This window comes from Wenyingzhuangia marina (assembly GCF_900130035.1).
Lineage (GTDB): Bacteria > Bacteroidota > Bacteroidia > Flavobacteriales > Flavobacteriaceae > Wenyingzhuangia > Wenyingzhuangia marina.
This window is the reverse complement of the sequence record NZ_FQXQ01000001.1, coordinates 723,968-745,107: the sequence shown is the minus strand read 5'-3', so window position 1 is coordinate 745,107 and position 21,140 is coordinate 723,968. Positions and strand designations below refer to the sequence as shown.

The 21,140-nt window shown below is 31.4% G+C and carries 23 protein-coding genes; 15 read left to right on the top strand and 8 right to left on the bottom strand.

Going from position 1 to position 21,140, the window contains the following annotated elements; genetic code table 11:
- Positions 1 to 5 precede the first annotated feature (5 nt).
- Positions 6 to 1,415 (bottom strand): PAS domain-containing sensor histidine kinase, encoded by a 1,410-nt coding sequence (locus BUB70_RS03175; RefSeq protein ID WP_073118222.1) that lies wholly within the window; start codon positions 1,413 to 1,415, stop codon positions 6 to 8.
- A 1-nt stretch (position 1,416) separates the two neighbouring features.
- Positions 1,417 to 1,992 (bottom strand): DUF4202 domain-containing protein, encoded by a 576-nt coding sequence (locus BUB70_RS03170; RefSeq protein ID WP_073118221.1) that lies wholly within the window; start codon positions 1,990 to 1,992, stop codon positions 1,417 to 1,419.
- 198 nt (positions 1,993 to 2,190) lie between these two features.
- Between BUB70_RS03170 and BUB70_RS03165 the strand changes: the two genes are divergently transcribed.
- Both BUB70_RS03165 and BUB70_RS03160 read left to right on the top strand, forming a co-directional pair.
- Positions 2,191 to 2,853, top strand: a complete 663-nt coding sequence (locus tag BUB70_RS03165; RefSeq protein WP_073118220.1) for a response regulator transcription factor — start codon at positions 2,191 to 2,193, stop codon at positions 2,851 to 2,853.
- Positions 2,854 to 2,908: 55 nt separating this feature from the next.
- Positions 2,909 to 4,444, top strand: coding sequence for a YifB family Mg chelatase-like AAA ATPase (locus BUB70_RS03160; protein WP_073118219.1), 1,536 nt, complete (start codon positions 2,909 to 2,911; stop codon positions 4,442 to 4,444).
- A 2-nt stretch (positions 4,445 to 4,446) separates the two neighbouring features.
- On the opposite strand, the gene BUB70_RS03155 is transcribed toward BUB70_RS03160, so the two are convergent.
- The gene (locus tag BUB70_RS03155; RefSeq protein ID WP_229742951.1) at positions 4,447 to 5,289 is read right to left on the bottom strand and encodes a DMT family transporter; all 843 of its coding nucleotides are present in this window, start codon (positions 5,287 to 5,289) and stop codon (positions 4,447 to 4,449) included.
- Between the two features lie 208 nt (positions 5,290 to 5,497).
- On the opposite strand from BUB70_RS03155, the gene BUB70_RS03150 reads away from it, so the two are divergent.
- Positions 5,498 to 5,758, top strand: coding sequence for a hypothetical protein (locus BUB70_RS03150; protein WP_073118218.1), 261 nt, complete (start codon positions 5,498 to 5,500; stop codon positions 5,756 to 5,758).
- Between the two features lie 75 nt (positions 5,759 to 5,833).
- Here the strand turns inward: BUB70_RS03150 and tig are convergent, their stop codons facing one another.
- The 3 genes from tig to BUB70_RS03135 all read right to left on the bottom strand — a co-directional run bounded on the left by tig (position 5,834) and on the right by BUB70_RS03135 (position 8,755).
- The gene (gene tig, locus BUB70_RS03145; RefSeq protein ID WP_073118217.1) at positions 5,834 to 7,153 is read right to left on the bottom strand and encodes a trigger factor; all 1,320 of its coding nucleotides are present in this window, start codon (positions 7,151 to 7,153) and stop codon (positions 5,834 to 5,836) included.
- 112 nt (positions 7,154 to 7,265) lie between these two features.
- Positions 7,266 to 8,030, bottom strand: a complete 765-nt coding sequence (locus BUB70_RS03140) for an alpha/beta fold hydrolase (RefSeq protein WP_143155229.1) — start codon at positions 8,028 to 8,030, stop codon at positions 7,266 to 7,268.
- Positions 8,030 to 8,755 (bottom strand): pyridoxine 5'-phosphate synthase, encoded by a 726-nt coding sequence (locus BUB70_RS03135; RefSeq protein ID WP_073118215.1) that lies wholly within the window; start codon positions 8,753 to 8,755, stop codon positions 8,030 to 8,032. The genes BUB70_RS03140 and BUB70_RS03135 overlap by 1 nt, the downstream gene beginning before the upstream one ends.
- Positions 8,756 to 8,829: 74 nt before the next feature.
- Between BUB70_RS03135 and BUB70_RS03130 the strand changes: the two genes are divergently transcribed.
- The 8 genes from BUB70_RS03130 to murI all read left to right on the top strand — a co-directional run bounded on the left by BUB70_RS03130 (position 8,830) and on the right by murI (position 16,515).
- Positions 8,830 to 9,489 (top strand): CBS domain-containing protein, encoded by a 660-nt coding sequence (locus BUB70_RS03130; RefSeq protein WP_073118214.1) that lies wholly within the window; start codon positions 8,830 to 8,832, stop codon positions 9,487 to 9,489.
- Positions 9,490 to 9,513: 24 nt separating this feature from the next.
- Positions 9,514 to 10,422 carry an NAD kinase gene (locus BUB70_RS03125; RefSeq protein ID WP_073118213.1) on the top strand — a complete coding sequence of 303 codons (909 nt, stop codon included), beginning with the start codon at positions 9,514 to 9,516 and terminating at the stop codon, positions 10,420 to 10,422.
- Between the two features lie 75 nt (positions 10,423 to 10,497).
- On the top strand, positions 10,498 to 11,079 hold the full coding sequence (locus tag BUB70_RS03120) for a DUF6089 family protein (RefSeq protein ID WP_073118212.1): 582 nt from the start codon (positions 10,498 to 10,500) through the stop codon (positions 11,077 to 11,079).
- Positions 11,079 to 11,840, top strand: coding sequence for an isoprenyl transferase (locus BUB70_RS03115; RefSeq protein WP_073118211.1), 762 nt, complete (start codon positions 11,079 to 11,081; stop codon positions 11,838 to 11,840). The genes BUB70_RS03120 and BUB70_RS03115 overlap by 1 nt, the downstream gene beginning before the upstream one ends.
- Positions 11,824 to 14,424, top strand: a complete 2,601-nt coding sequence (gene bamA / locus BUB70_RS03110; protein WP_084730152.1) for an outer membrane protein assembly factor BamA — start codon at positions 11,824 to 11,826, stop codon at positions 14,422 to 14,424. Before BUB70_RS03115 ends, bamA begins: the two co-directional genes overlap by 17 nt.
- 7 nt (positions 14,425 to 14,431) lie before the next feature.
- Positions 14,432 to 15,118, top strand: a complete 687-nt coding sequence (locus tag BUB70_RS03105; RefSeq protein WP_229742950.1) for an OmpH/Skp family outer membrane protein — start codon at positions 14,432 to 14,434, stop codon at positions 15,116 to 15,118.
- Positions 15,119 to 15,130: 12 nt separating this feature from the next.
- Entirely contained in the window at positions 15,131 to 15,631 is a 501-nt protein-coding gene (locus BUB70_RS03100) for an OmpH/Skp family outer membrane protein (RefSeq protein WP_073118210.1), read from the top strand.
- Between the two features lie 98 nt (positions 15,632 to 15,729).
- A complete protein-coding gene (gene murI / locus BUB70_RS03095; protein WP_073118209.1) occupies positions 15,730 to 16,515 on the top strand; it encodes a glutamate racemase in 786 nt (261 codons plus the stop codon).
- Here the strand turns inward: murI and BUB70_RS03090 are convergent.
- Complete coding sequence (locus BUB70_RS03090; protein ID WP_073118208.1) at positions 16,512 to 17,024, bottom strand: gamma carbonic anhydrase family protein; 513 nt, start codon at positions 17,022 to 17,024, stop codon at positions 16,512 to 16,514. The genes murI and BUB70_RS03090 overlap by 4 nt on opposite strands.
- A gap of 54 nt (positions 17,025 to 17,078) precedes the next feature.
- Here BUB70_RS03090 and BUB70_RS03085 point away from each other — a divergent pair, with 54 nt between their 5' ends.
- Genes BUB70_RS03085 through BUB70_RS03075 form a run of 3 tightly spaced genes read left to right on the top strand, consistent with a single transcriptional unit; the run spans position 17,079 to position 19,110 of the window.
- On the top strand, positions 17,079 to 17,489 hold the full coding sequence (locus BUB70_RS03085) for a BT0820 family HAD-type phosphatase (RefSeq protein WP_370456738.1): 411 nt from the start codon (positions 17,079 to 17,081) through the stop codon (positions 17,487 to 17,489).
- Positions 17,490 to 17,520: 31 nt separating this feature from the next.
- Positions 17,521 to 18,339, top strand: a complete 819-nt coding sequence (gene map / locus BUB70_RS03080) for a type I methionyl aminopeptidase (RefSeq protein ID WP_073118207.1) — start codon at positions 17,521 to 17,523, stop codon at positions 18,337 to 18,339.
- Positions 18,340 to 18,342: 3 nt separating this feature from the next.
- Positions 18,343 to 19,110 carry a class I SAM-dependent methyltransferase gene (locus BUB70_RS03075; RefSeq protein WP_073118206.1) on the top strand — a complete coding sequence of 256 codons (768 nt, stop codon included), beginning with the start codon at positions 18,343 to 18,345 and terminating at the stop codon, positions 19,108 to 19,110.
- A 3-nt stretch (positions 19,111 to 19,113) separates the two neighbouring features.
- Here BUB70_RS03075 and BUB70_RS03070 read toward each other — a convergent pair whose 3' ends face one another.
- A complete protein-coding gene (locus BUB70_RS03070; protein WP_073118205.1) occupies positions 19,114 to 20,136 on the bottom strand; it encodes an FAD:protein FMN transferase in 1,023 nt (340 codons plus the stop codon).
- A 61-nt stretch (positions 20,137 to 20,197) separates the two neighbouring features.
- Between BUB70_RS03070 and BUB70_RS03065 the strand changes: the two genes are divergently transcribed.
- Complete coding sequence (locus BUB70_RS03065) at positions 20,198 to 21,043, top strand: OmpA/MotB family protein (RefSeq protein WP_073118204.1); 846 nt, start codon at positions 20,198 to 20,200, stop codon at positions 21,041 to 21,043.
- The last annotated feature ends 97 nt before the right edge of the window (positions 21,044 to 21,140 follow it).

Here is a 21,140-nt window from a genome sequence, read left to right as displayed (position 1 = left end):
TGAAATTATTTCTCAATTGGTACTACAATGTGTACTGTAGTTCCTTGATTTTCTTCTGAAGTTATTCTTAATTCTCCCCCAATATAATTGACTCTTTCCTTCATGAATCTTAAACCGTTACCCGTTCCTTTATAAGAATCTGTGATTTTAGGATTAAAACCAATTCCATCATCTTCAACCTTAATTTTCAAATAGGAATCCGTATGATTTAAAGTAACCAAAATATATTCAGATTCAGAGTATTTTAAAGCATTGTTAACCGCTTCTTGCACCACCCTGTATATATTTACCTCAACATTATTATCCAAACGTTTATCAAACTCAGAAATATTTTCATACAAAACTTTATGGCCAGTAAAATTACCCACCATATTACTCATTTTACGAATGGCAGAAGCCACTCCATGATCTGTTAATTCTGGTGGAGCCAAACTAAAAGTAACAGCTCTAACATCTTTAATTAATTGACCAAAAACTTCTTTTAAAGAATTTAAACTCTCTTCTGCTTTTTCCTTATTAGAAAAGTCAATTCCATCAATATTAAAACGCAAAGCGGTTAGCATTTGTCCAATTCCATCGTGAATATCTTTGGCTATACGTTTACGCTCATCTTCTTGAGCAGTCATAATTTGTTGAGATAAATCTTTTTGAGATTGTACCTCGGCCACAAACTTATTTCTATTTACACGTTGCATTTCCATTCCAGCGTGTTTACGCTTGGTAATGTCGTGACAAACTATTAATCTTCGTTGGGAGTTTTTAAGATTGTCCATGTTAATAATAGACATTTCAATCCAAAAAATATCACCTGCATGATTGGTTAACCTTAGTTCTTTATTTACCAATTCCTCAGTAGCAGAGCTTAAAACTTTTCTAATTTTATGATGTTGATTGTGTTTATAAGTAAGAACTTCCTCAAACTTCCTAAAAGTTAAATCTTCATTATGTCCTAAATATTCTTCAAACTTTTTACTGATGTAAGCAATTCTGTTTTCATCAGTAATAGTGGCGTATAAAACAGCATTATTTACCGCAAAATTCAATTCCCTAAACCTTAACAAAGTGTTTTCTCTAGAAGATAATGGTCTATCATCCGTTTGCACATTGTTTTTAATGGCTAACAAATCTGTAATTAAATCTAGATAAGTAATATAAGTAGGTCTAATTAGCCTAAATAAAATCCAACCTAAGTATCCTAAAACAAATACCGATATTAAGCCTAAACTAATTTTTAAGTCCTTAATATCATCTTTGGTCATTAGAACAGTATTCTCTTCAGATAGCTGGTTTTGAACAATATAACTCATTACAATAACCACGGTAAAAAGCAAAAAGAATGCTCCCGATATTTTTGATCTTCTTTTTTGTAAAAGTGATCGTTCCCTATCTGATAAATACGTATCTAACAATCCCATATTAAGCTAGTGCTTTTTGAACCAAAGCCAAACCTGATGCTGAAAAAGGCAATTGCAATGCTGCTTCATGTCCTTTTTCTGACATTTTAGCCCAAGTTTTTTGTACAATATCTATTATTTTTTCTTCGCTATGTTTTTCTGCAAACTCATCAAAATAAAACTCTAAAAACACCAGACAAATCACATCTTCTAAAGCTTGAGTCAACTCGTTCTTTTTCAATTGCTTTTTTAACAACATAAATTGAACTTCCTCAACCACCTCATCATCATAACCAACTGATGTTAAAATATCTGAAGCTTTTTGAGCATGCAATTTTTTTAAATCGTTTCGCCACGTTAAGTACCCTACTCTATCCATTGGGTAACGATCTCTAGGAATTTCCCATCGGCAAATATGCTGACATCTGGCAGCTAACTTTAAAGATTCCGGAGCATCGGGCATAAAAACATCTAAACGATTAGACATACGAACTCCGTATATATACTCTTTAGCATAGGTAACTCCCTGGTAAACTTCTGTATTGGGATCTTTTTTATTGGCTTGATCTATTAAAGAAATTGCTTGATTAAATTTCATTTGATTATATTTTATATTGTAAAGCTAATCATATAATTTTTTACAAAGTTCGTGAAAATGGTACAATTATCGCAGTGTACTAGGTAATAATACGTATTTTTAAAAATTACGTAGGTTTTCTTGTGTAATTACGTATTTTCGTTGTAATTTTACGTACCATATAATTAAGTATCTGATTTTCCAATAATTATCATCAAAATGAGTCAAATAAATATTTTATTAGTCGATGACCACTTACTTGTAAGAAACGGTTTAAGATCTCTATTAGAAAGTGAACCTAACTTTACTGTTGTTGGTGAAGGAACTAATGGTCAAGAAGGAGTTGATATGACAATAAAATTAAACCCTGATATTTTAATTATTGACGTTCGTATGCCTATTATGAATGGAATTGATGCTGTTGCCAAACTTACCGAATTAGAAACAAGTACTAGGTCTATTATTCTTTCTATGCACGACTCTGAAGAATATATTTTAAAAGCAATTTCTGCAGGTGCTAGTGGTTACTTATTAAAAGACACAAATAAAGATGAATTTGTGAAAGCTATTACTAGCGTATACAATGGTGGAAAATATTTTAGTGGAGATACTACAGATGCTATTGTAAAAAGTTTAATTAATGGTACTTCTGCTCCAAAAGCAAATCCATTTAACAACCACTCCGAAGCCTCTAAGTTGACGAGAAAAGAATCTGAAATTTTAGAATTTATCTTAAATGGATTCACCAATTTAGAAATTGCAGACAAACTTGGAAAAAGTAAACGTACCATAGAAACACATCGTTTTAACTTGATGAAAAAATTAGATGTTAAAAATTTGGTAGAACTATCCAAGAAAGCTCAAGAACTAGGTTTTCAATAAGACTTTTTTAAATCTATATTTTATTTAACTTTAGCAAAAAAGAAATTGATTTGCTATGTTAGAAAAAGTTTATGCTGCTTCCTTCTTGGGAGTTGATGCCACTATTATTACTATTGAGGTAAATATAGATAGCGGAATAGGTTATCATTTAGTTGGTTTACCAGACAATGCTGTTAAAGAAAGTAATTTTAGAATTCACGCAGCCTTAAAGAACAATCTCCTTCATTTTCCCGGTAAAAAAATTACCATCAACATGGCTCCTGCTGACATGAGAAAGGAAGGAACTGCCTATGATATTTCTTTGGCCATAGGAATTTTAGCCGCTTCAAAACAAATAAATAACTCCAAGCTTAAAGACTATATAATTATGGGAGAACTTTCTCTAGATGGAAGTTTACAACCCATAAAAGGAGTTTTACCTATTGCTATTGAAGCCAAAAATCAAGGTTTTAAAGGAATGGTCTTACCTACAGAAAATGCAAAAGAGGCTGCATTAATTGATGATTTTGAAGTTTATGGTTTAGAAAACTTAAGTGAGGTCATTGATTTTTTAGACAACAACATAACTTTTGAACCCTTAATATTTGATACTCAAAAATATCTAAATGAAATAGAAAATCAATTCACTTTTGATTTTATGGATGTTAAAGGTCAAGAATCTGTAAAACGTGCGTTAGAAATTGCTGCTTCTGGCGGACATAATATTTTGCTTATTGGTCCTCCAGGATCAGGGAAAACCATGTTAGCAAAAAGATTACCAAGTATTTTACCTTCGATGTCTTTACATGAAGCAATTGAAACCACAAAAATTCACTCCGTAGCAGGAAACACTAAAAATAAAGAAGGTCTTATTTTAGAACGTCCATTCAGAGCTCCACATCATACCGTTTCTGATGTTGCTTTGGTCGGTGGTGGTCAATATCCTCAACCAGGAGAAATATCTTTAGCTCACAATGGCGTTTTGTTTTTAGATGAATTACCAGAATTTAAAAGAAGTGTTTTAGAAGTAATGCGACAACCTTTAGAAGACAGAGAAGTAACCATTTCTAGGGCTAAATTTACCATTACCTATCCTAGTAGTTTTATGCTTATTGCTAGTATGAACCCGTCACCTAGTGGAGATTTTATCAATGATGACAGTAAAATCCAGTCTTCTTCTTTAGAAGTTAAAAAATACCTCAACAAAATATCAGGTCCTCTGCTAGACAGAATTGATTTACACATAGAGGTCAATCCTGTTCCTTTTGATAAATTGAGTAATGAGATTCCTGCCGAACCCAGTAAATCCATTAAAGAAAGAGTACAACAAGCCAGAAATATTCAGACAGAAAGATATCAACAAGAAAACAACATTCATTACAATGCTCAAATGGATGTTAAACATCTGAAAAAATATTGCAAACTGAATCAAGACACTAAAAACTTACTTAAAAAAGCCATGGAATCTTTAAACTTATCTGCCAGAGCTTATGATAGAATCTTAAAAGTAAGCAGAACTATTGCTGATTTAGACAATTCTGAAAATATTGAATCGCAACATATTGCAGAAGCCATTCAATACAGAAGCCTAGATAGAGAACATTGGATTTAATGTTAACTTTTTTTCCTTTTTAAATAAACATTATAAATCAAACTAACCATGATCAATAAAACTCCCAAAAGAGTCCAAATATTATAAGTTTCTTGATACCAAAAAGTTCCAATTAAAATCATAAATACCACTTCTAGGTACTTTAAAGGAGCAATTACATTGGTTTCATAAGATTGGAATGCTTTTGTTAAATACAATTGCCCCACATATCCAAAAACTCCCAAACTGAGCAACAGCAACCATTCTAACAAATTAGGGTTTGTCCAGTGATTGATTGACATCAATCCTCCAAAAACAAAAGCCATCACCATAAAGTAATTAATAATGACCAATGAGTTTTCTGAATCCCCAATTTTACGAATCAGAACAAAAATCAATCCTAAAAAAAGAGCAGATAAAATAGCAAAAATAATTCCGATAGAGTTTACATCTACCCCAAATCCTTTAATAATTAACACCCCAACAAAGGCTATTAAAAATAAAAACCACTGTATAGGTTTTACTTTTTCTTTTAAAAACATCAAGGCAAAAATGGCAGCAAAGATAGGAGAAGTATACCTTAAAGAAACTGCAGTTCCAAGTGATAAATAATTTAAAGATTGAAAAAAACAGGTTAAAGAAATTACACCCGCTACCCCTCTAAGCAATAACCATTTTTTGTTGTTTCCAAAAAATGGAATTTTATTTTTTAGGATTAGTGGAATGGTAAAACACAAAGTCCCTATAGATCTAAAAAAAACAATTTGATAAGCACTAAAATCGTTTAAATACTTTACCACTGTGTTCATTAGTGAAAATGCAATAACACTAAGAATCATATAAAAAATGGCTTTTGAGCTTTTCATAAAAAGGTTTTCTAGATTAAATTAAACGCTCATAAAAGTAGTATTAAAAAAACTAACGTAAACAGAACTTATATGGATTTAGAAAATTAAGCTTTATATAAAAGCCGACGAATTAGTGTCGTATCTTATTTTACATATTGACAAATCCAATCCTTTTTCTTAATTTAGAAAGAACCAAGTTGATTTAAAAACCTTAAAATATACAGTTATGCTGCCATTTAGAACCGAAATTAGAAACAGTCCAAAGTGTCAAACCCTAAAAGTTTATATTAACGACACTAGTTGCGATCAAGAATGTAAAGATTTATTAAATAATATTAGTGGAATAGAATCCATAGAAATTCAAAAATCCATCAGTAGAGATCGGGTAGAAGAGAATTTAACCATTTACATTCATGATGATGCAGATGTAAACAGGGTTCAAAAACTGGTCGAAAATAAACTAGACGAACATTTTGCCTTTGATTAAAAAAACTAAACCTACAGCATAAAAAAAGCGTCCTAAAAATTAGGACGCTTTTTATTTTATATGATATTCTTACGATTATTTGTAAACCTCTTTTACAAAGTCTTCATAAGTAACTTCTTTTTCATCAAAAGAAATTTTCTCTTTATATAAGTCTAACAATTTGTTGCTAATTAATTGTGTTTGTAATCTCTTAGCTTCATCTTGGTTTTGTAACACACGCATTGCAATGTCTTCTAACTCCTTATCCTCAGGGTTCATTTGACCGAATTGAGCCATTTGTTGTCTGATGAATCCGATAGCATAATCTTTCAACTCTTGGAAATCAACTTTTACATCGTTGTCCATCATTACTTTACCTTCAATTAATTGGTAACGTAAACCTTTTTCAGATTTTTCGTATTCAGCAGCAGCCTCCTCATCAGTTAAAGGTTTTTCTCCTGCAGTTCCTAACCACTTAATTAAAAACTCTTTTGGTAAATCAAAAGAAGTATTCTCTATCAAGTTTTCAGTAATAGCGTTTAATAAATACTGATCTGCTTGTTGTGCAAATTGCCCTTCAGCATCTTCTTTAATTTTATCTCTTAATTCTGTTACAGAAGAAACAACACCTTCTCCAAAAATCTTATCAAAAAACTCTTGATCTAATTCAGAAGGCTCTGTAAAACTAATTTCTTCAATTTTAAAAGTTAAAGGAATTGCCAATTCAGCAACTTCTTCTACTTTTAAACCTAAAGATGCAGCTAATTTAGTGTCTTCGTTAAATAAATTTTTAGATTTTAATTCTAAAACATCACCAACTTTAGATCCTACAAATTTCTTAACGTTTAACTTTCCTTTGATGTCTTCTAAAGTTAAAGAAGCTTTTGTTTCAATTCCTTCTTCTTCATTAGCAAATACTCCAGTAATAGTTGAATTTTCAGCAACTTCTTCTTGAGCAACTACATTTCCAAAACGGTTTTGTAAGTTTTCTACTTCTTTATCAATCAACTCATCGTTAGCAACGATGTTGTATTTTGTAATTTTTCCTTTAGATAAATCAACATTGATTTCAGGAGCCAAACCTAATTCAAATTCAAAAGAGAAGTTTTCAGCATCCCAGTTAAATTCTCCATCCATTTTTGGTAATGGATTTCCTAAAATATCTAACTTTTCTTCAGTTATAAAGTTATTTAAAGACTCTTGTAACAATTTGTTAACCTCGTCTACCATTACTGATTTTCCGTACTGCTTCTTCACCAATCCCATTGGCACTTGTCCTTGTCTAAACCCAGGTACATTTGCCTTTTTACGATAATCTTTTAATACAGAAGCAACTTTATCTTGATAATCCTCTCCTGTAATATCAACTTTAACTACTGCATTTAATGCATCGATATTCTCTTTAGTAATGTTCATTTGACTATTTTATTTAAAATCTCTAAAAAATTGGGTGCAAAAATACGATTTTTTTGTTAAGCAACAAAAGGTATAATCAATTCATGCTCAATTGATTTAATTCTGATTAGACTTATTTTATAAATGCAATCAACTTATTATAAAATTCTGATGGATTTTCTGCGTGCAACCAATGCCCTGCATTAGATACTGTTTCTATTTTTGCATTTTCAAAATGAGCAGAAATCAAAGCAAAATCATCATCTAAAATATAATCTGATTTTTGACCTCTTAAAAACAACACTTCTCCATTATAGGTAGTATAAGCAGGTAAGGCCTCTCCTACTTCTGAATTGTTCTCTGTTAAACTTTTTAAATTAAAACGAAAAGCCATTTCTGTTTTGGTTTTTCTATAAACATTTTTTAACAAAAACTGTCGAACTCCTTCTTCTGCAATGCTTTGTTTTAAAATATCATCTACTTCAGTTCTTAATTTTAAAATAGAAAAATCTACACTATTTAAAGCATCAATAATGGTATGATGATGTGGTGCATAATATTTTGGAGCAATATCTGCCACCACTAATTTTTCTACCAACTCAGGATATTCCACTGCAAATAACATCGCTGTTTTTCCTCCCATAGAATGTCCTAAAACAATGGCTTTATCAATATTTTTTACCTCAAAATAATGTTTTAAATCCTGAACCATTAATTCATAACTAAATTCTTCTGAATGAAAACTACGTCCATGATTACGTTGATCTACCAAATGAACTTCAAAATCCCCAGACAAATTATTCGCCTGTGATTTCCAATTATCTCCCATTCCAAAATATCCGTGAAGAATAATCAAAGGAAAACCTGAACCTATTATGTTTGAATGTAATACTTCCATTATAATACGTCTTGTAATTTATATAAATACATATTTACCACGTTTTGTAATCCGTAGTACAATGCTTCTGATATTAATGCATGACCAATAGAAACCTCATCTAACTCAGGAATGTGTTTCGCAAAAAAATTGATGTTTTTTAAACTTAAATCATGACCTGCATTTACGCCCATTCCTAATTGTTTGGCCAATTTAGCTGCTTCAGCATATTCGGTAATTACCCCAATATTTCCTTTTCCGTATTCTACAGCAAATTTCTCAGTATACAATTCTACCCTATCAGCACCTGTGGTTGCAGCAGCTTCTATCAAAGCAGGATTTCCTGTGTCAATAAAAATAGAAGTTCTAATCCCAGCTTCTTTAAATTCGGCAATAACGTCCTTTAAAAAAGATTGATGTGTAATGGTATCCCAACCGGCATCCGAAGTAATATTATCATCACCATCTGGCACCAAGGTCACTTGTTTTGGATTTACATCTAAAACCAATTTTTTAAACTTTGGAATAGGGTTTCCTTCAATATTTAGTTCTGTGGTGACTATTTCTTTTAAATCAAAAGCATCTTGATAACGAATATGACGTTCATCTGGCCTTGGGTGAATGGTAATTCCTTGCCCTCCAAATTCTTCAATATCCTTTGCTACTTGCACCAAGTTGGGCACATCTCCTCCTCTTGAATTTCTTAATGTAGCTATTTTATTAACATTTACGCTTAATACCGCCATATTCTGTATTTTTATGAGTGCAAAAATATTCAAAATAGAACGAACAATTAACAATTTTCCTTAATTTGACATTTATGGAACTTATTAACTACATATCTAAAGACAAAATTGCGGTAAGTAATCAAAAAACGATCAAGCAAATTTTAAAAGTCTTTTCAAAAATATCCTACTCACACATCCCCGTGATTGATGGGGAAAAGCTTATTGGAAATATTGCTAAAGAAGATTTAACCTCTATTGAAAACAAGGATCAAAAACTGGCTGAATTAGAATATTTGTATGAATTCTTTTTTGCCAAGCAAGAAGATACTTTATTAGAAGTCTTCTCTAATTTTGCCGTAAACAACACCAATTTACTACCTATTGTAGATAAAAAAAATGAATATTTTGGTTATTTAGACTTAAACGATACTTTAGATTGTTTTGCAGACACTCATTTTTTAAGTACCGAAGGAAACATCTTATTACTTGAAAAAAATAGTATTGAATATTCCATGTCTGAGATTTGTCAAATTGTGGAATCTAACAATAGTCAAATCTTAGGTTCTTTTATTTCTGAACAAAATGAAGAACACACACAAATTACCTTAAAAGTAAAATCTGGAAGTATTAATGAATTAATTCAATCTTTTAGAAGGTATGACTATGCCATTTTGAACACTTTAACAGAAGATTCATATTTAGAAAGCTTAAAAAAACGTTCAGAATACTTTATTAAATATTTAAACATCTAAATTCGCACTACTAAAAGTTTTACTATGAAAAAAGTAGCCATTTTTGGACAAGTCTATAAAGATTCGCACGAAGTTTATGTTTCTACCTTAATTAACGCTCTAAACAAAGCAAACACTGCTGTTTTTATCAACGCTGATTTTGCTGATTCTATTAAAAACACCGGACTTAAGTTTGTAGACCATTTAGATACTTATGATGGAGAATCTGGGCTTGACACCTCTTTTGATGCCTTAATTACCCTTGGTGGTGATGGAACCATTCTTAGGGCTTTTAATCAAATTAAAGATTTAAACATTCCTATCTTAGGAATCAACTTAGGGAGATTAGGGTTTTTAGCTACTGTGCAAAAAAATGAAATTAACAAAGCCATTAAAGAATTCTTAAAAGGAGATTATACTGTTGATGAACGTGTAATGTTAAAAGTAACAAGTAATGAACATCAACCTGAATTCTCTATTTTAGGTTATGCTCTAAACGATTTAACCATTGCTAAAAAAGACACCAATTCGATGATTGGAGTAGATGCCTATTTAAACAACGAATATTTAACTACTTATTGGGCAGATGGCTTAATCATCTCAACCCCAACAGGTTCCACAGGATACTCTTTAAGTTGTCAAGGCCCCGTAATTATGCCTAACACCAATAATTTTTTAATCACCCCTGTTGCCCCACACAACTTGAATGCAAGACCTATTGTAATTTCTGATGATACAGAAATTAAATTAAAAGTTTTAAGAAGAGAAGATCAGTTTTTAGCTTCTTTAGACTCAAGAGTTAGCACCATTGATGTGGAGACTGAAATTGTTGTAACTAAGGCTAATTTTACTGCAAAAATCATCCTATTAAAAGACCATACATTTATCAACACCCTTAGAGATAAACTTTTATGGGGGTATGATACAAGAAATAAATCTGTTATTAAACAATAAATAACTAGTATTATTGGTTATTACTTCAACATTTTATCTACGTTTAATTATATTTGCCCTGTTTTTATCATGAATATGAGAAAGTTAGTGTACATCCTTACTTTTCTAATTGCCAACATTGGCTTCTCTCAGGTTTACGAAGCTGGTCTTACGTACAACCTCGGGAGTGTTGTGGGCGAACGTAACGATGCCTTTCCTATTACAACATCAAATAAAAACTGGGGAGTAGTTATTAAAAAAAACATGAATCCTAGAATTTCGTATAGACTAGCTGTTAATTTAATGGAAAGTTACAATACACAATTAGCAGAACTTTCAGGAGGTATTGATTTTAACTTCACAAAATATAACCTTATAAGAACAGGAAAGATTAAAAAAAGTACAGGTTATCTTATTTTTGAAGCTGCAACTATATTTTACAATACCCGTGGAAAAACAAAATTTTCTGCTGCGCTACCCATAGGAATAGGATACAAACAAGCACTTACAAAACGTATTGTTTTTTCATTAGAAGCCAAAGCAAGAGTTTCTTTTTCTGATGTATTAGATAATATTAAAACAAACAAAAGCACTTTGGATGCTTATTACTATATTGGCACTTCAATTTATTATACATTTGGATGGCCTAGAGGTAGTAAAAACCAAATAAGATTTTAATGAGTTTACTAGAAAAACTAAAACAAAATAAAGTACCTAAGCACATCGCTATTATTATGGATGGTAATGGTCGTTGGGCAAAGAAAAAAGGGATGGCCAGAATTTTTGGTCATAGAAATGCACTAACCGCTGTAAGAGAATCTGTTGAAGCCGCTAAAGATTTGGGAACTGAGGCTATTACATTATATGCTTTTTCTACAGAAAACTGGAATCGTCCAAAACTTGAAGTAGATGCCTTAATGAATTTATTAGTTAGTGCTTTAAAAAAAGAATTACCCGAATTTCAAAGAAAAGAAGTTAAAGTTGAAGCTATTGGTAGATTACACGATTTACCTAAAAAAGCCCAAACAACACTTAACAATGTTCTTGAAGCTACCAAAAACAACGATAAAATCACCTTAACTTTTTGTTTAAGTTATGGTAGTAGAGAGGAAATTACATCTTGCATCAAAAAAATTGCTACAGATGTAAAAAATGGTATTTTAAATTCTGAAGATATTTCAGAAGACGTAATTCAACAAAACTTATACACACAAAACCTACCAGACGTAGATTTAATGATCCGTACTAGTGGAGAACAAAGGCTAAGTAACTATCTATTATGGCAGTTAGCTTATGCTGAATTATATTTTACTGAAACACTTTGGCCTGATTTTAGAAGAGAGGATTTGTTCAAAGCGGTAGAAGTATATCAAAACAGAGAAAGAAGGTTTGGAAAAACCAGTGAACAATTAGAAGGAGAACATGAACAAACTATTTAAAAATTACTTATTTATATTAATCATTTTCATTACAAATCTTGTATGTGCTCAAGAAGAAAACAAACAAGAAATATCAAATGAAGAAAATAATACTTCCGGTGAAGTTAGTGTAAATACAAACAATACTTTTTCTAACCAAAATCAGCCAGACTTTAGTACGCCAAAAAATTATCTTTTAGGAGGAATTAGTGTTACTGGAACAAACGCTTTTTCTGAAGCATCTGTTATTTCTTATTCTGGACTTAAAACAGGACAAGAAATAAAAATACCGGGAGATAAATTAACCAGTGCAATTAAAAAACTACACAAATCTGATAGATTTAGTGATGTAGAAGTATTTATTACCAAAATGGAGGGTAATACTGTTTACCTAGAAATTGCTGTCAAAGAACTTCCTCAACTAAACGAAATTAAATTTGTAGGTGTTAGTAATTCTAAAGAAAAAACCTTTAAAAAAGATACTGGTCTTACCACTGGTAAAATGCTTACTGAAAACTTAATTACTTCTACTGAAAATTACATCAGACAATTTTACATTGATAAAGGGTACTTAAAAGCAAAGGTTAATATTTCTACTGTTGATAATCCGGAAAATGCCAATCAGAAAAATGCTATTGTATATATAGACAAAGGTAAATTGGTAAAAATAAAAGACATTAACATAGAGGGGAATGACCAATTTAGCGATAAAGACGTTAGAAAGGCTCTTAAAGATACCAAAAGAAAATTCTGGGGTAGATTTTGGAAACGTTCAAAATATGTAGAAGACAACTACGAAGAAGACAAGAAAAAATTAATTGAAAAATATCGTCGTAAAGGATTCCGTGATGCGAGAATTGTTGCCGATAGTATTACATGGAACGAAGGTAAAAAAACAGTTGATTTACATTTAAATATTGAAGAAGGTAACAAATACTTTTATAAAGAAATTAAATTCTTAGGAAATAAATCTTACAAAAGTGAAGATCTTCAAAGAATCTTAAGAATTGAAAAAGGAGATGTTTATGATTCTAAAACATTAGAAGAACGTGTTAAAGGAGATGGAACTCCAGATTCTGACGACATCACCACTATGTATCAAAATAGTGGATATTTATTCTCTCAAATAAATCTTGTTGAAACCAAAGTTGAGAATGACTCTATTACAGTTGAAATTAGAATACATGAAGATGACCAGGCAACTATTAGCCATGTTGCTGTAGTTGGTAACGACAAAACAAATGACCATGTGATTTATAGGGAATTACGCACCAGACCAGGAGATTTATACAGCAAAGATAATATTATTCGTTCTATTAGAGAATTAGGACAAATGGGATTCTTTGATGCCGAGGCCATTAGCCCTGACTTACAACCTAACTATGCAGATAAAACCGTTGGGATAGAATATAGTCTTACAGAAAAAGGATCTAGCCAAATAGAACTACAAGGAGGTTATGGTAGTGGATCTTTTATCGGTACTTTAGGATTATCTTTCAACAATTTCTCACTACGTAACGTATTCAAAAAAGAAGAATACAAACCTTTACCATTAGGTGATGGTCAACAATTATCTTTAAGATTACAAGCAAGTAGATTCTCTACCACTAATAGTTTATCGTTTACAGAACCGTGGTTGGGAGGTAAAAAACCAAGATCTTTAAGTTTTTCTATTTACAATACCAAACAATACGGATATGGTTCATCATATTACGAGGTAGATAAAAGCCAAAAGTTAAATATTTTTGGAGCTTCTATTGGAATTGGGGAGCGTTTAAAATGGCCAGATGATTTCTTCTCTATTTCTAACACTATTAGCTATAGAAGATATACTGTAAACCAATTTAACTTTGGTAGTGCTTTAAGTTTTGATGACGGAACAGGAGTTTCTAACAACTTATCATACAATGTAACTTTACAACGTAACTCTGCAGGACCAAGTTTGATATTCCCTTCATACGGATCTACTTTTTCTGTTGAAGGTAAATTCACACCTCCATTTTCTTTATTTAGTAATAAAGATTACGACACCAATAACGAGAGATTTAAATGGTTAGAATATTATAAAATCAATTTAAAAGCCAAATGGTACACTGCTTTGGTTGGTAAATTTGTTTTAATGACCAATGCTCAATTCGGATACCTAGGAAATTACAATGGTAAATTAGGAGAAGTTCCTTTTGAAAGATATTTTGTTGGAGGTGATGGATTAAACACCAACAGTTTTGATGGTAGAGAAGTAATTGGATTGAGAGGATACCCAAACAGTTCATTATCTAACTTTGGAGGTCAAACAACAACAACTTCTGAGTTTGTTGGAGCTACAGTATATGATAAATTTTCTATGGAAGTTCGTTATCCAATTACATTAAATCCATCTGCATCTATTTATGCTTTAGGGTTTGTAGAAGCTGGTAATGCATATAGTAACTTTAGTAAATTTAACCCTTTTGATGTAAAGAAATCTGCTGGATTAGGAATTCGTATATTTATGCCAGCCTTTGGATTATTAGGGATTGACTTTGGACACGGATTTGATAACGTTCCTGGTGAAGTTGGTAAGTCTGGTTGGCAAACTCATTTCATCATCGGACAACAATTTTAAAAATGGCATGATTATTTCTAACAATATATATAAGTTCATTAAAAAAATATTTATATTTTCACTTTTCTTTGGATTTAGTGCCAATGCGCAACAACAATTACAAAGAATTGGTTTTGTAGACATCGAATATGTTTTAAGTAAAATACCTTCTTATGCAGAAGCCCAAAACAAATTAGATAACGAAACAACTACATGGAAAAAAAACTTAGATAAAATGTATCTTAAGTTAAACACCATGAAAGAAGAGTTCTTAAATGAAAAACCTTTGTTAACCGAAGATTTAATAAAAGAAAGAGAACTTGAAATAAAAATGTATGAAGATGAAATTACTAAAGTAGAAAATACTTATTTTGGTACCGAAGGAAAATTATTTGAGCTGAGAAAACAATTGGTAACTCCATACCAAGATTTGGTTTATAACGCAGTACAAACAATTGCTCAACTTCGAAAATATGACATGATTTTTGAGAAATCTTCATCAATAGTGATGTTATATACCAATAATAATTACGATATTAGCGAGCTTGTATTAAAATACATCCAAAAATCTAAAAAAGAAATTGAGAAAGAAGAGGATGCTATTAAAAGAGAAATCGCCAGAAAAGCAAGAGAAAAAAGAATAGAAGAACAAAGAAAGAAACGAGAAGAAGACAGACTCAAAAGAGAAGAAGAACGAAAAAAACGAAACGATTAAACAAATAACCAAATGAAACAAGTAAAAACTACATTTTTAATTGCAATTATAGCTTTAGGATTCACACAATTTGCTAACGCACAAAAAATTGCTCACATTAATTTAGACGAAGTTGTAGCTTCTATGCCAGAGGCTAAGGCAATGCAAGCTGATATGGAGAAACTAGGAAAAACCTATGAATCTGAAATCAAATCTGCATCTACTGCCTTAAAAGCAAAGTATGATAAATATACTGCTGAAGAAAAATCAAAAACTCCAGAAGAAAATCAACAAAGAGCTATGGAAGTTCAACAAGAGCAAGCTAAAATTCAACAATTACAACAAGCTGCTTCTCAAGAATTACAAAACAAGCAAAACGAAATGTTAGAGCCTATTGTTAAAAAAGCTCAAGACGCAATTAAAGCTTATGCTAAAGAAAAAGGTATTCAATATATCTTAGATGCTAGAACATTAATTTACGCTGAAGGTGAAGACATTTCTGGAGCAATTAAAACTAGATTAGGTATTAAATAATTAAAACTATTATAAAAAATCATAAAAGCGCTATTCTTTCATAGCGCTTTTTTTTATGCATTGTTTTGTCGAGATTTGCAATTATACACTTAAAAAATATGAAAGATAATCCTATTGGCGTTTTTGATTCTGGAGTAGGAGGCACCTCTATTTGGAAAGAAATTATTCATAGATTACCTAATGAAAACACGCTCTATTTAGCCGATAGTAAAAATGCTCCGTATGGAAACAAATCCAAACAGGAAATTATAGATATCTGTCTTAAAAATTCAGAAATATTAATTAACAAAGGGGCTAAAATAATTGTAGTTGCTTGCAATACTGCTACCACTAATGCCATCGACATTTTAAGAAAAACTTTTGACATCCCTTTTATTGGTATAGAACCAGCCATTAAACCTGCTGCTCTTGCCACCTTAACTAAAGCCATTGGTATTTTAGCAACCAAAGGAACTTTAAGCAGCGATTTATTTCATAAAACAGCCAAAGAATTTGCCTCTAATATTTTGGTTATAGAACAAGAAGGAACTGGATTGGTTCCTTTAATAGAAAACAATTTGGTAGATTCTATTGAAATGGAATTACTTTTACAGAAATATTTAAAACCAATGATAAGTCACAACATAGATTACTTGGTTTTGGGTTGTTCTCATTACCCTTATCTTATTCCAAAGATTAGAGAAATTATTGGGAACAAAGTAACCATTATAGATTCTGGTTTTGCTGTAGCTAAACAAACAGAAAAAATACTATCCGAGCAACTATTGCTAAACGACAATATCACTCCAGGAGAACATTATTTAATGAGCAACAGTAATATCAATACCTTAAATCATCTTGTAAAAGAAATCGACAATACTACCATTGAGCAAGTAAATTTTTAATCTTTATACCAACCTGAATATTTTACATAAGCATCTGCAATTCTATTTACCTCGCCTTTTAACAATTCTTCACTTAAATCTTTTATTTTTTTAGCAGGAGTTCCTGCATACACACTGCCAGATTTTACAATAGTACCTTTAGTAACCACTGCTCCTGCTGCTATAATACAATTAGACTCTAATACACAATCATCCATCACTATAGCTCCCATCCCAATCAAAACATTATCGTGAATAGTACAACCATGTACAATTGCATTGTGGCCTACAGAAACTGAGTTCCCAATAGTAGTTGGCGATTTTTGATAAGTAGCATGCACTACTGCTCCATCTTGAATATTTACTTTGTTTCCCATCGTAATTCGATGTACATCTCCTCTAATTACAGCATTATACCATACGCTACAATCATCTCCCATAACTACCTCTCCTATCACCACACAATTCTCAGCCAAAAAACAATTTTGTCCAAACTGAGGTTTATTTCCATTTAATTCTTTGATAATCATCCTTAAAATTTTAATCAAAAGTAATATAATTGTAATATTGCAAAAAAGTTTATTGTGCCAATTCCACATCACCAAAAAATTATTGCTGTAGATTTTGATGGAACCATTGTAAAAGATGAGTACCCAAAAATTGGTACGCCTCACTTATTTGCTTTTGAAACCTTAAAAAAATTAGAAGAAAACGGGTACAGACTTATTCTTTGGACTTTAAGAGAAGGGAGAAAATTAGATGAAGCTGTTGCTTTTTGCAAGCAACACGGTATTGAATTTTATGCGGTTAACAAAAACTACCCTGATGAAACGGTAGATGATAAAACCATTAGAAAGCTTCATGCCGATCTTTTTATTGATGACCGAAACATAGGAGGCTTTTTAGGTTGGGGAAAAATTCATCAAATCCTTTTTAATGATGAACCAGAAATAATCACAAACAAAAAGAAAGGCTTCTTAGGATTCTTTAAATAAATATTATCTTTGCACTCCATAAAACAGGAATATGATTACCATTAAAACCCTTGAAGAAATTGAATTAATGCGTGAAAGTGCGCTAATAGTTTCTAAAACTTTAGGAATGCTTGCCAAAGAAGTAAAACCAGGAGTTACTACTCTTGAGTTAGATAAAATGGCTGAAACATTTATTAGAGATCACGGTGCCGAACCTGGTTTTTTAGGAATGTACGATTTTCCAAACTCTCTTTGTATGAGTCCTAATGCACAAGTGGTACATGGAATTCCTAACAAAGAACCTTTAATAGAAGGTGATATTATTTCTATTGATTGTGGTGCATACAAAAATGGATTTTATGGAGATCATGCCTATACTTTTGAAGTAGGTGAAGTAGCCCCAGAAATAAAACAACTATTAGAAATTACCAAACAAAGTTTATACGTTGGTATTGAACAATTCAAAGCTGGAAATAGAGTTGGAGATGTTGGATATGCCATTCAAAAATTTACAGAAGACCATGGTTATGGTGTTGTAAGAGAATTAGTTGGTCACGGATTGGGTAGAGAAATGCACGAAGATCCACAAATGCCTAACTACGGTAAACGTGGTAGAGGGAAAAAATTTGTAGATGGAATGGTGGTTGCTATTGAGCCTATGACCAATATGGGAACCAAAGACATTGTTCAGTTAAACGATGGTTGGACCATTTTAACTAAAGATGGAAAACCTTCTGCACATTTTGAGCACGATGTAGCCATTGTAAATGGAAAACCAGAAATACTTTCTACTTTTAAATATGTAAATGATGCCTTAGGTATTGTAACAGATGTGGAAGATAAATTTAGAGCAAAGCCTTATGGTGCTTAATTAATGAGTCTTTTTAAAACCATATTAAACACCATTCCAAGACCTTGGCTTATCAAAATAAGTTTGATAGCCAAACCTATTTTAGCTGTTTATTATAAAGGAAATAAATATACCGATCCTATTGATGGAAAATCTTATCGTAAGTTTCTTCCTTATGGATATGAAAATCAAAGAGAAAATGTATTAGCCCCAGGAACTTTATCTCTAGAAAGACATAGATTGTTATGGCTATACCTTAATCATCATTCTGATTTTTTTAAAAGTCCCAAAAAAGTTTTACATGTGGCTCCAGAGCAATGCTTTTATCCACTTTTTAAAAAACAATCAAACTTAGATTACACAACCACAGATTTATTTTCTCCGTTGGCAGATGTTAAAGCAGATATTTGTGATTTACCATTTAAAGATAATACGTATGATGTTATTTTTTGTAATCATGTATTAGAACATATTGTAGATGATTCAAAAGCAATGTCTGAACTATACCGAGTATTAAAACCTGGTGGATGGGGAATATTTCAGATTCCACAAGATGTAAACAAAACCAATACTTACGAAGATTTTAACATTACATCTCCAGAAGAACGTAGAAAACACTTTGGTCAATATGACCATGTTAGAATTTACGGCCTAGACTATTTTAACAGATTAGCTAAAGCTGGTTTTAATGTAAAGCAGTTTAAAGTCACAGATCATTTTTTAGAAAATGAAATAGAGACATATGCTTTAATGAAAAATGAAATTTTACCCATCTGTGTAAAGAGTGTGTAAATTTTACTCAACAAATTCTAAACGATCACTTGCATATGTTTTTAGCTGATCATTTTCTATATATATAAAGTACACTTTCATATTTTTATGCTTTTTTGCTAAGGTTTTAGCTTTTTCGTAACCCATAGCCATAAAAGCAGTAGCATAAGCATCTACCTCTCCACAACTAACAGGAGCAATTACAGAAGCACTTAACAAATCTGTATGCGCAGGAGATCCTGTCTTAGGATTAAAAGTATGTGCTATTTTTTGCCCTGTAATACTATCTATTCTAAATTTTCTGTAGTTACCCGAAGTTGCAATCGCTTCATTATCTAAAGTTGTTACTTTCTGTAAACTTCTAGTTCCATCAAAATTGGGCTCTTCAATTCCAATAGACCAATACTTACCATGTTCGTTTTTTCCTCTAGCTCTAATCTCTCCTCCTATTTCTATCAAATAATTCTTAATGCCTTTACTTTCTAAAAACTCTCCAACCAAATCTACTCCATAACCTTTAGCGGTAGCATTAAAATCAAAAGTGATGTTAGGGCTTTGTTTAACAATAGTATCTCCTTTTAGTGATACTTTATCAAAACCAACATAACTCATCAAACTATCAATTTCATTTTTTGAAGGGTCTCTATTAGACTTATGAGGGCCAAACCCCCATGCATTTACCATTTTACCCACAGTAGGATCAAAATACCCATCTGTGTCTTTAAATATTTTTTTCGATAACTTAAAAACATTCACAAAATTTGAATCTACCTTAAGAACTGATAATCCATCATTTAACTGACTAATTAAAGAATTACTATGATAAGTAGACAATGATTTATTCATTTTATCGAATAAAGAAGTGATATCGGCACTATAATTGATATTATCTGTATCAGAGTATTGAACGTGGAAGGTGGTGCCGAACACATTGCCTTGCAACTTTTGATACTTTACCTCTTCTTTAGAGCAAGAAATAATTGAAATTATAATTAAACTTAAAAGAAATAATCTTTTTAACAAGTTATTAACAATTGTTTGCTTCATAAGAGTAGGTTTTTATTAGAAAGTTTTTATATTTGTTCAAAAATAATACATTTTATAGACCATGAAAAAAGTTTTGATATTAATCGTGTCAGTTTCGTTATTAGCTACTTCTTGTGTATCTAAGAAAAAGTATACTGATTTACAAACAGAATTAGGAGACAAATTAGCAAACACAGAAAAAGCTTTAGCTGATTCTAAAACTGATTTAAGTGCCGCTGAAAACAAAGTAGCTTCTTTAGAAGACAGAATTAAGTTTTTAGAAAAAGGAAATGAAAAATACTTAGAAAACGTTGACAATTTAATTGCAATGTCTAAGTCTGCTACAGAGAACATGAGATCTACATTATCTCAGTTACAACAAAAAGACGAATACATCAAGTACATTCAAGAAGCTAACTCTAAGAAAGATTCTATCAACTTAGCTGTAGCTTTCAATTTAAAGAAAATCTTACCTAACGGTTTAAACGACGAAGATATTTCTGTTAACATTGAAGGAACTAAAGTATTTATCTCTATCGCAGACAAATTATTATTCAACTCTGGATCTTACAAAATTTCTAAGAGAGCTGAAGCAATCTTAAAGAAAGTTGGAGCTGTTGTTAATGAATACCCTAACATGGATGTTATGGTTGAAGGACACACTGATGACAAGTTAGTTGTTGAAGGTGCTGCAGTTAAAGACAACTGGGATTTATCAGTACAACGTTCTGCAGCTGTAGTTCGTGAGTTACAATCTAAGTATGATGTTTTACCAGAAAGATTAATTGCTGCTGGTAGATCTCAATACGCTCCGATTGCTGACAACAGTACTGCAGAAAACAGATCTAAAAACAGAAGAACAAAAATTATCATCATGCCTAAGTTAGATGAGTTCTTTGAATTATTAGATACTCCTGCTGCAAACTAATTTGTAGAGAAGAATTTACATAAAACAAAACAACATTAAAAACCTGCTAATAAATTAGCAGGTTTTTTTGTGTACAATACTAGCTTTATGAACTAAG

Bases quoted from the DNA above. Each gene is read 5' to 3' on its own strand.
- BUB70_RS03175 (WP_073118222.1), bottom strand. From the start codon at position 1,415: ATGGGATTGTTAGATACGTATTTATCAGATAGGGAACGATCACTTTTA.
- BUB70_RS03170 (WP_073118221.1), bottom strand. From the start codon at position 1,992: ATGAAATTTAATCAAGCAATTTCTTTAATAGATCAAGCCAATAAAAAA.
- BUB70_RS03165 (WP_073118220.1), top strand. From the start codon at position 2,191: ATGAGTCAAATAAATATTTTATTAGTCGATGACCACTTACTTGTAAGA.
- BUB70_RS03160 (WP_073118219.1), top strand. From the start codon at position 2,909: ATGTTAGAAAAAGTTTATGCTGCTTCCTTCTTGGGAGTTGATGCCACT.
- BUB70_RS03155 (WP_229742951.1), bottom strand. From the start codon at position 5,289: ATGAAAAGCTCAAAAGCCATTTTTTATATGATTCTTAGTGTTATTGCA.
- BUB70_RS03150 (WP_073118218.1), top strand. From the start codon at position 5,498: ATGCTGCCATTTAGAACCGAAATTAGAAACAGTCCAAAGTGTCAAACC.
- tig (WP_073118217.1), bottom strand. From the start codon at position 7,153: ATGAACATTACTAAAGAGAATATCGATGCATTAAATGCAGTAGTTAAA.
- BUB70_RS03140 (WP_143155229.1), bottom strand. From the start codon at position 8,030: ATGGAAGTATTACATTCAAACATAATAGGTTCAGGTTTTCCTTTGATT.
- BUB70_RS03135 (WP_073118215.1), bottom strand. From the start codon at position 8,755: ATGGCGGTATTAAGCGTAAATGTTAATAAAATAGCTACATTAAGAAAT.
- BUB70_RS03130 (WP_073118214.1), top strand. From the start codon at position 8,830: ATGGAACTTATTAACTACATATCTAAAGACAAAATTGCGGTAAGTAAT.
- BUB70_RS03125 (WP_073118213.1), top strand. From the start codon at position 9,514: ATGAAAAAAGTAGCCATTTTTGGACAAGTCTATAAAGATTCGCACGAA.
- BUB70_RS03120 (WP_073118212.1), top strand. From the start codon at position 10,498: ATGAGAAAGTTAGTGTACATCCTTACTTTTCTAATTGCCAACATTGGC.
- BUB70_RS03115 (WP_073118211.1), top strand. From the start codon at position 11,079: ATGAGTTTACTAGAAAAACTAAAACAAAATAAAGTACCTAAGCACATC.
- bamA (WP_084730152.1), top strand. From the start codon at position 11,824: ATGAACAAACTATTTAAAAATTACTTATTTATATTAATCATTTTCATT.
- BUB70_RS03105 (WP_229742950.1), top strand. From the start codon at position 14,432: ATGATTATTTCTAACAATATATATAAGTTCATTAAAAAAATATTTATA.
- BUB70_RS03100 (WP_073118210.1), top strand. From the start codon at position 15,131: ATGAAACAAGTAAAAACTACATTTTTAATTGCAATTATAGCTTTAGGA.
- murI (WP_073118209.1), top strand. From the start codon at position 15,730: ATGAAAGATAATCCTATTGGCGTTTTTGATTCTGGAGTAGGAGGCACC.
- BUB70_RS03090 (WP_073118208.1), bottom strand. From the start codon at position 17,024: ATGATTATCAAAGAATTAAATGGAAATAAACCTCAGTTTGGACAAAAT.
- map (WP_073118207.1), top strand. From the start codon at position 17,521: ATGATTACCATTAAAACCCTTGAAGAAATTGAATTAATGCGTGAAAGT.
- BUB70_RS03075 (WP_073118206.1), top strand. From the start codon at position 18,343: ATGAGTCTTTTTAAAACCATATTAAACACCATTCCAAGACCTTGGCTT.
- BUB70_RS03070 (WP_073118205.1), bottom strand. From the start codon at position 20,136: ATGAAGCAAACAATTGTTAATAACTTGTTAAAAAGATTATTTCTTTTA.
- BUB70_RS03065 (WP_073118204.1), top strand. From the start codon at position 20,198: ATGAAAAAAGTTTTGATATTAATCGTGTCAGTTTCGTTATTAGCTACT.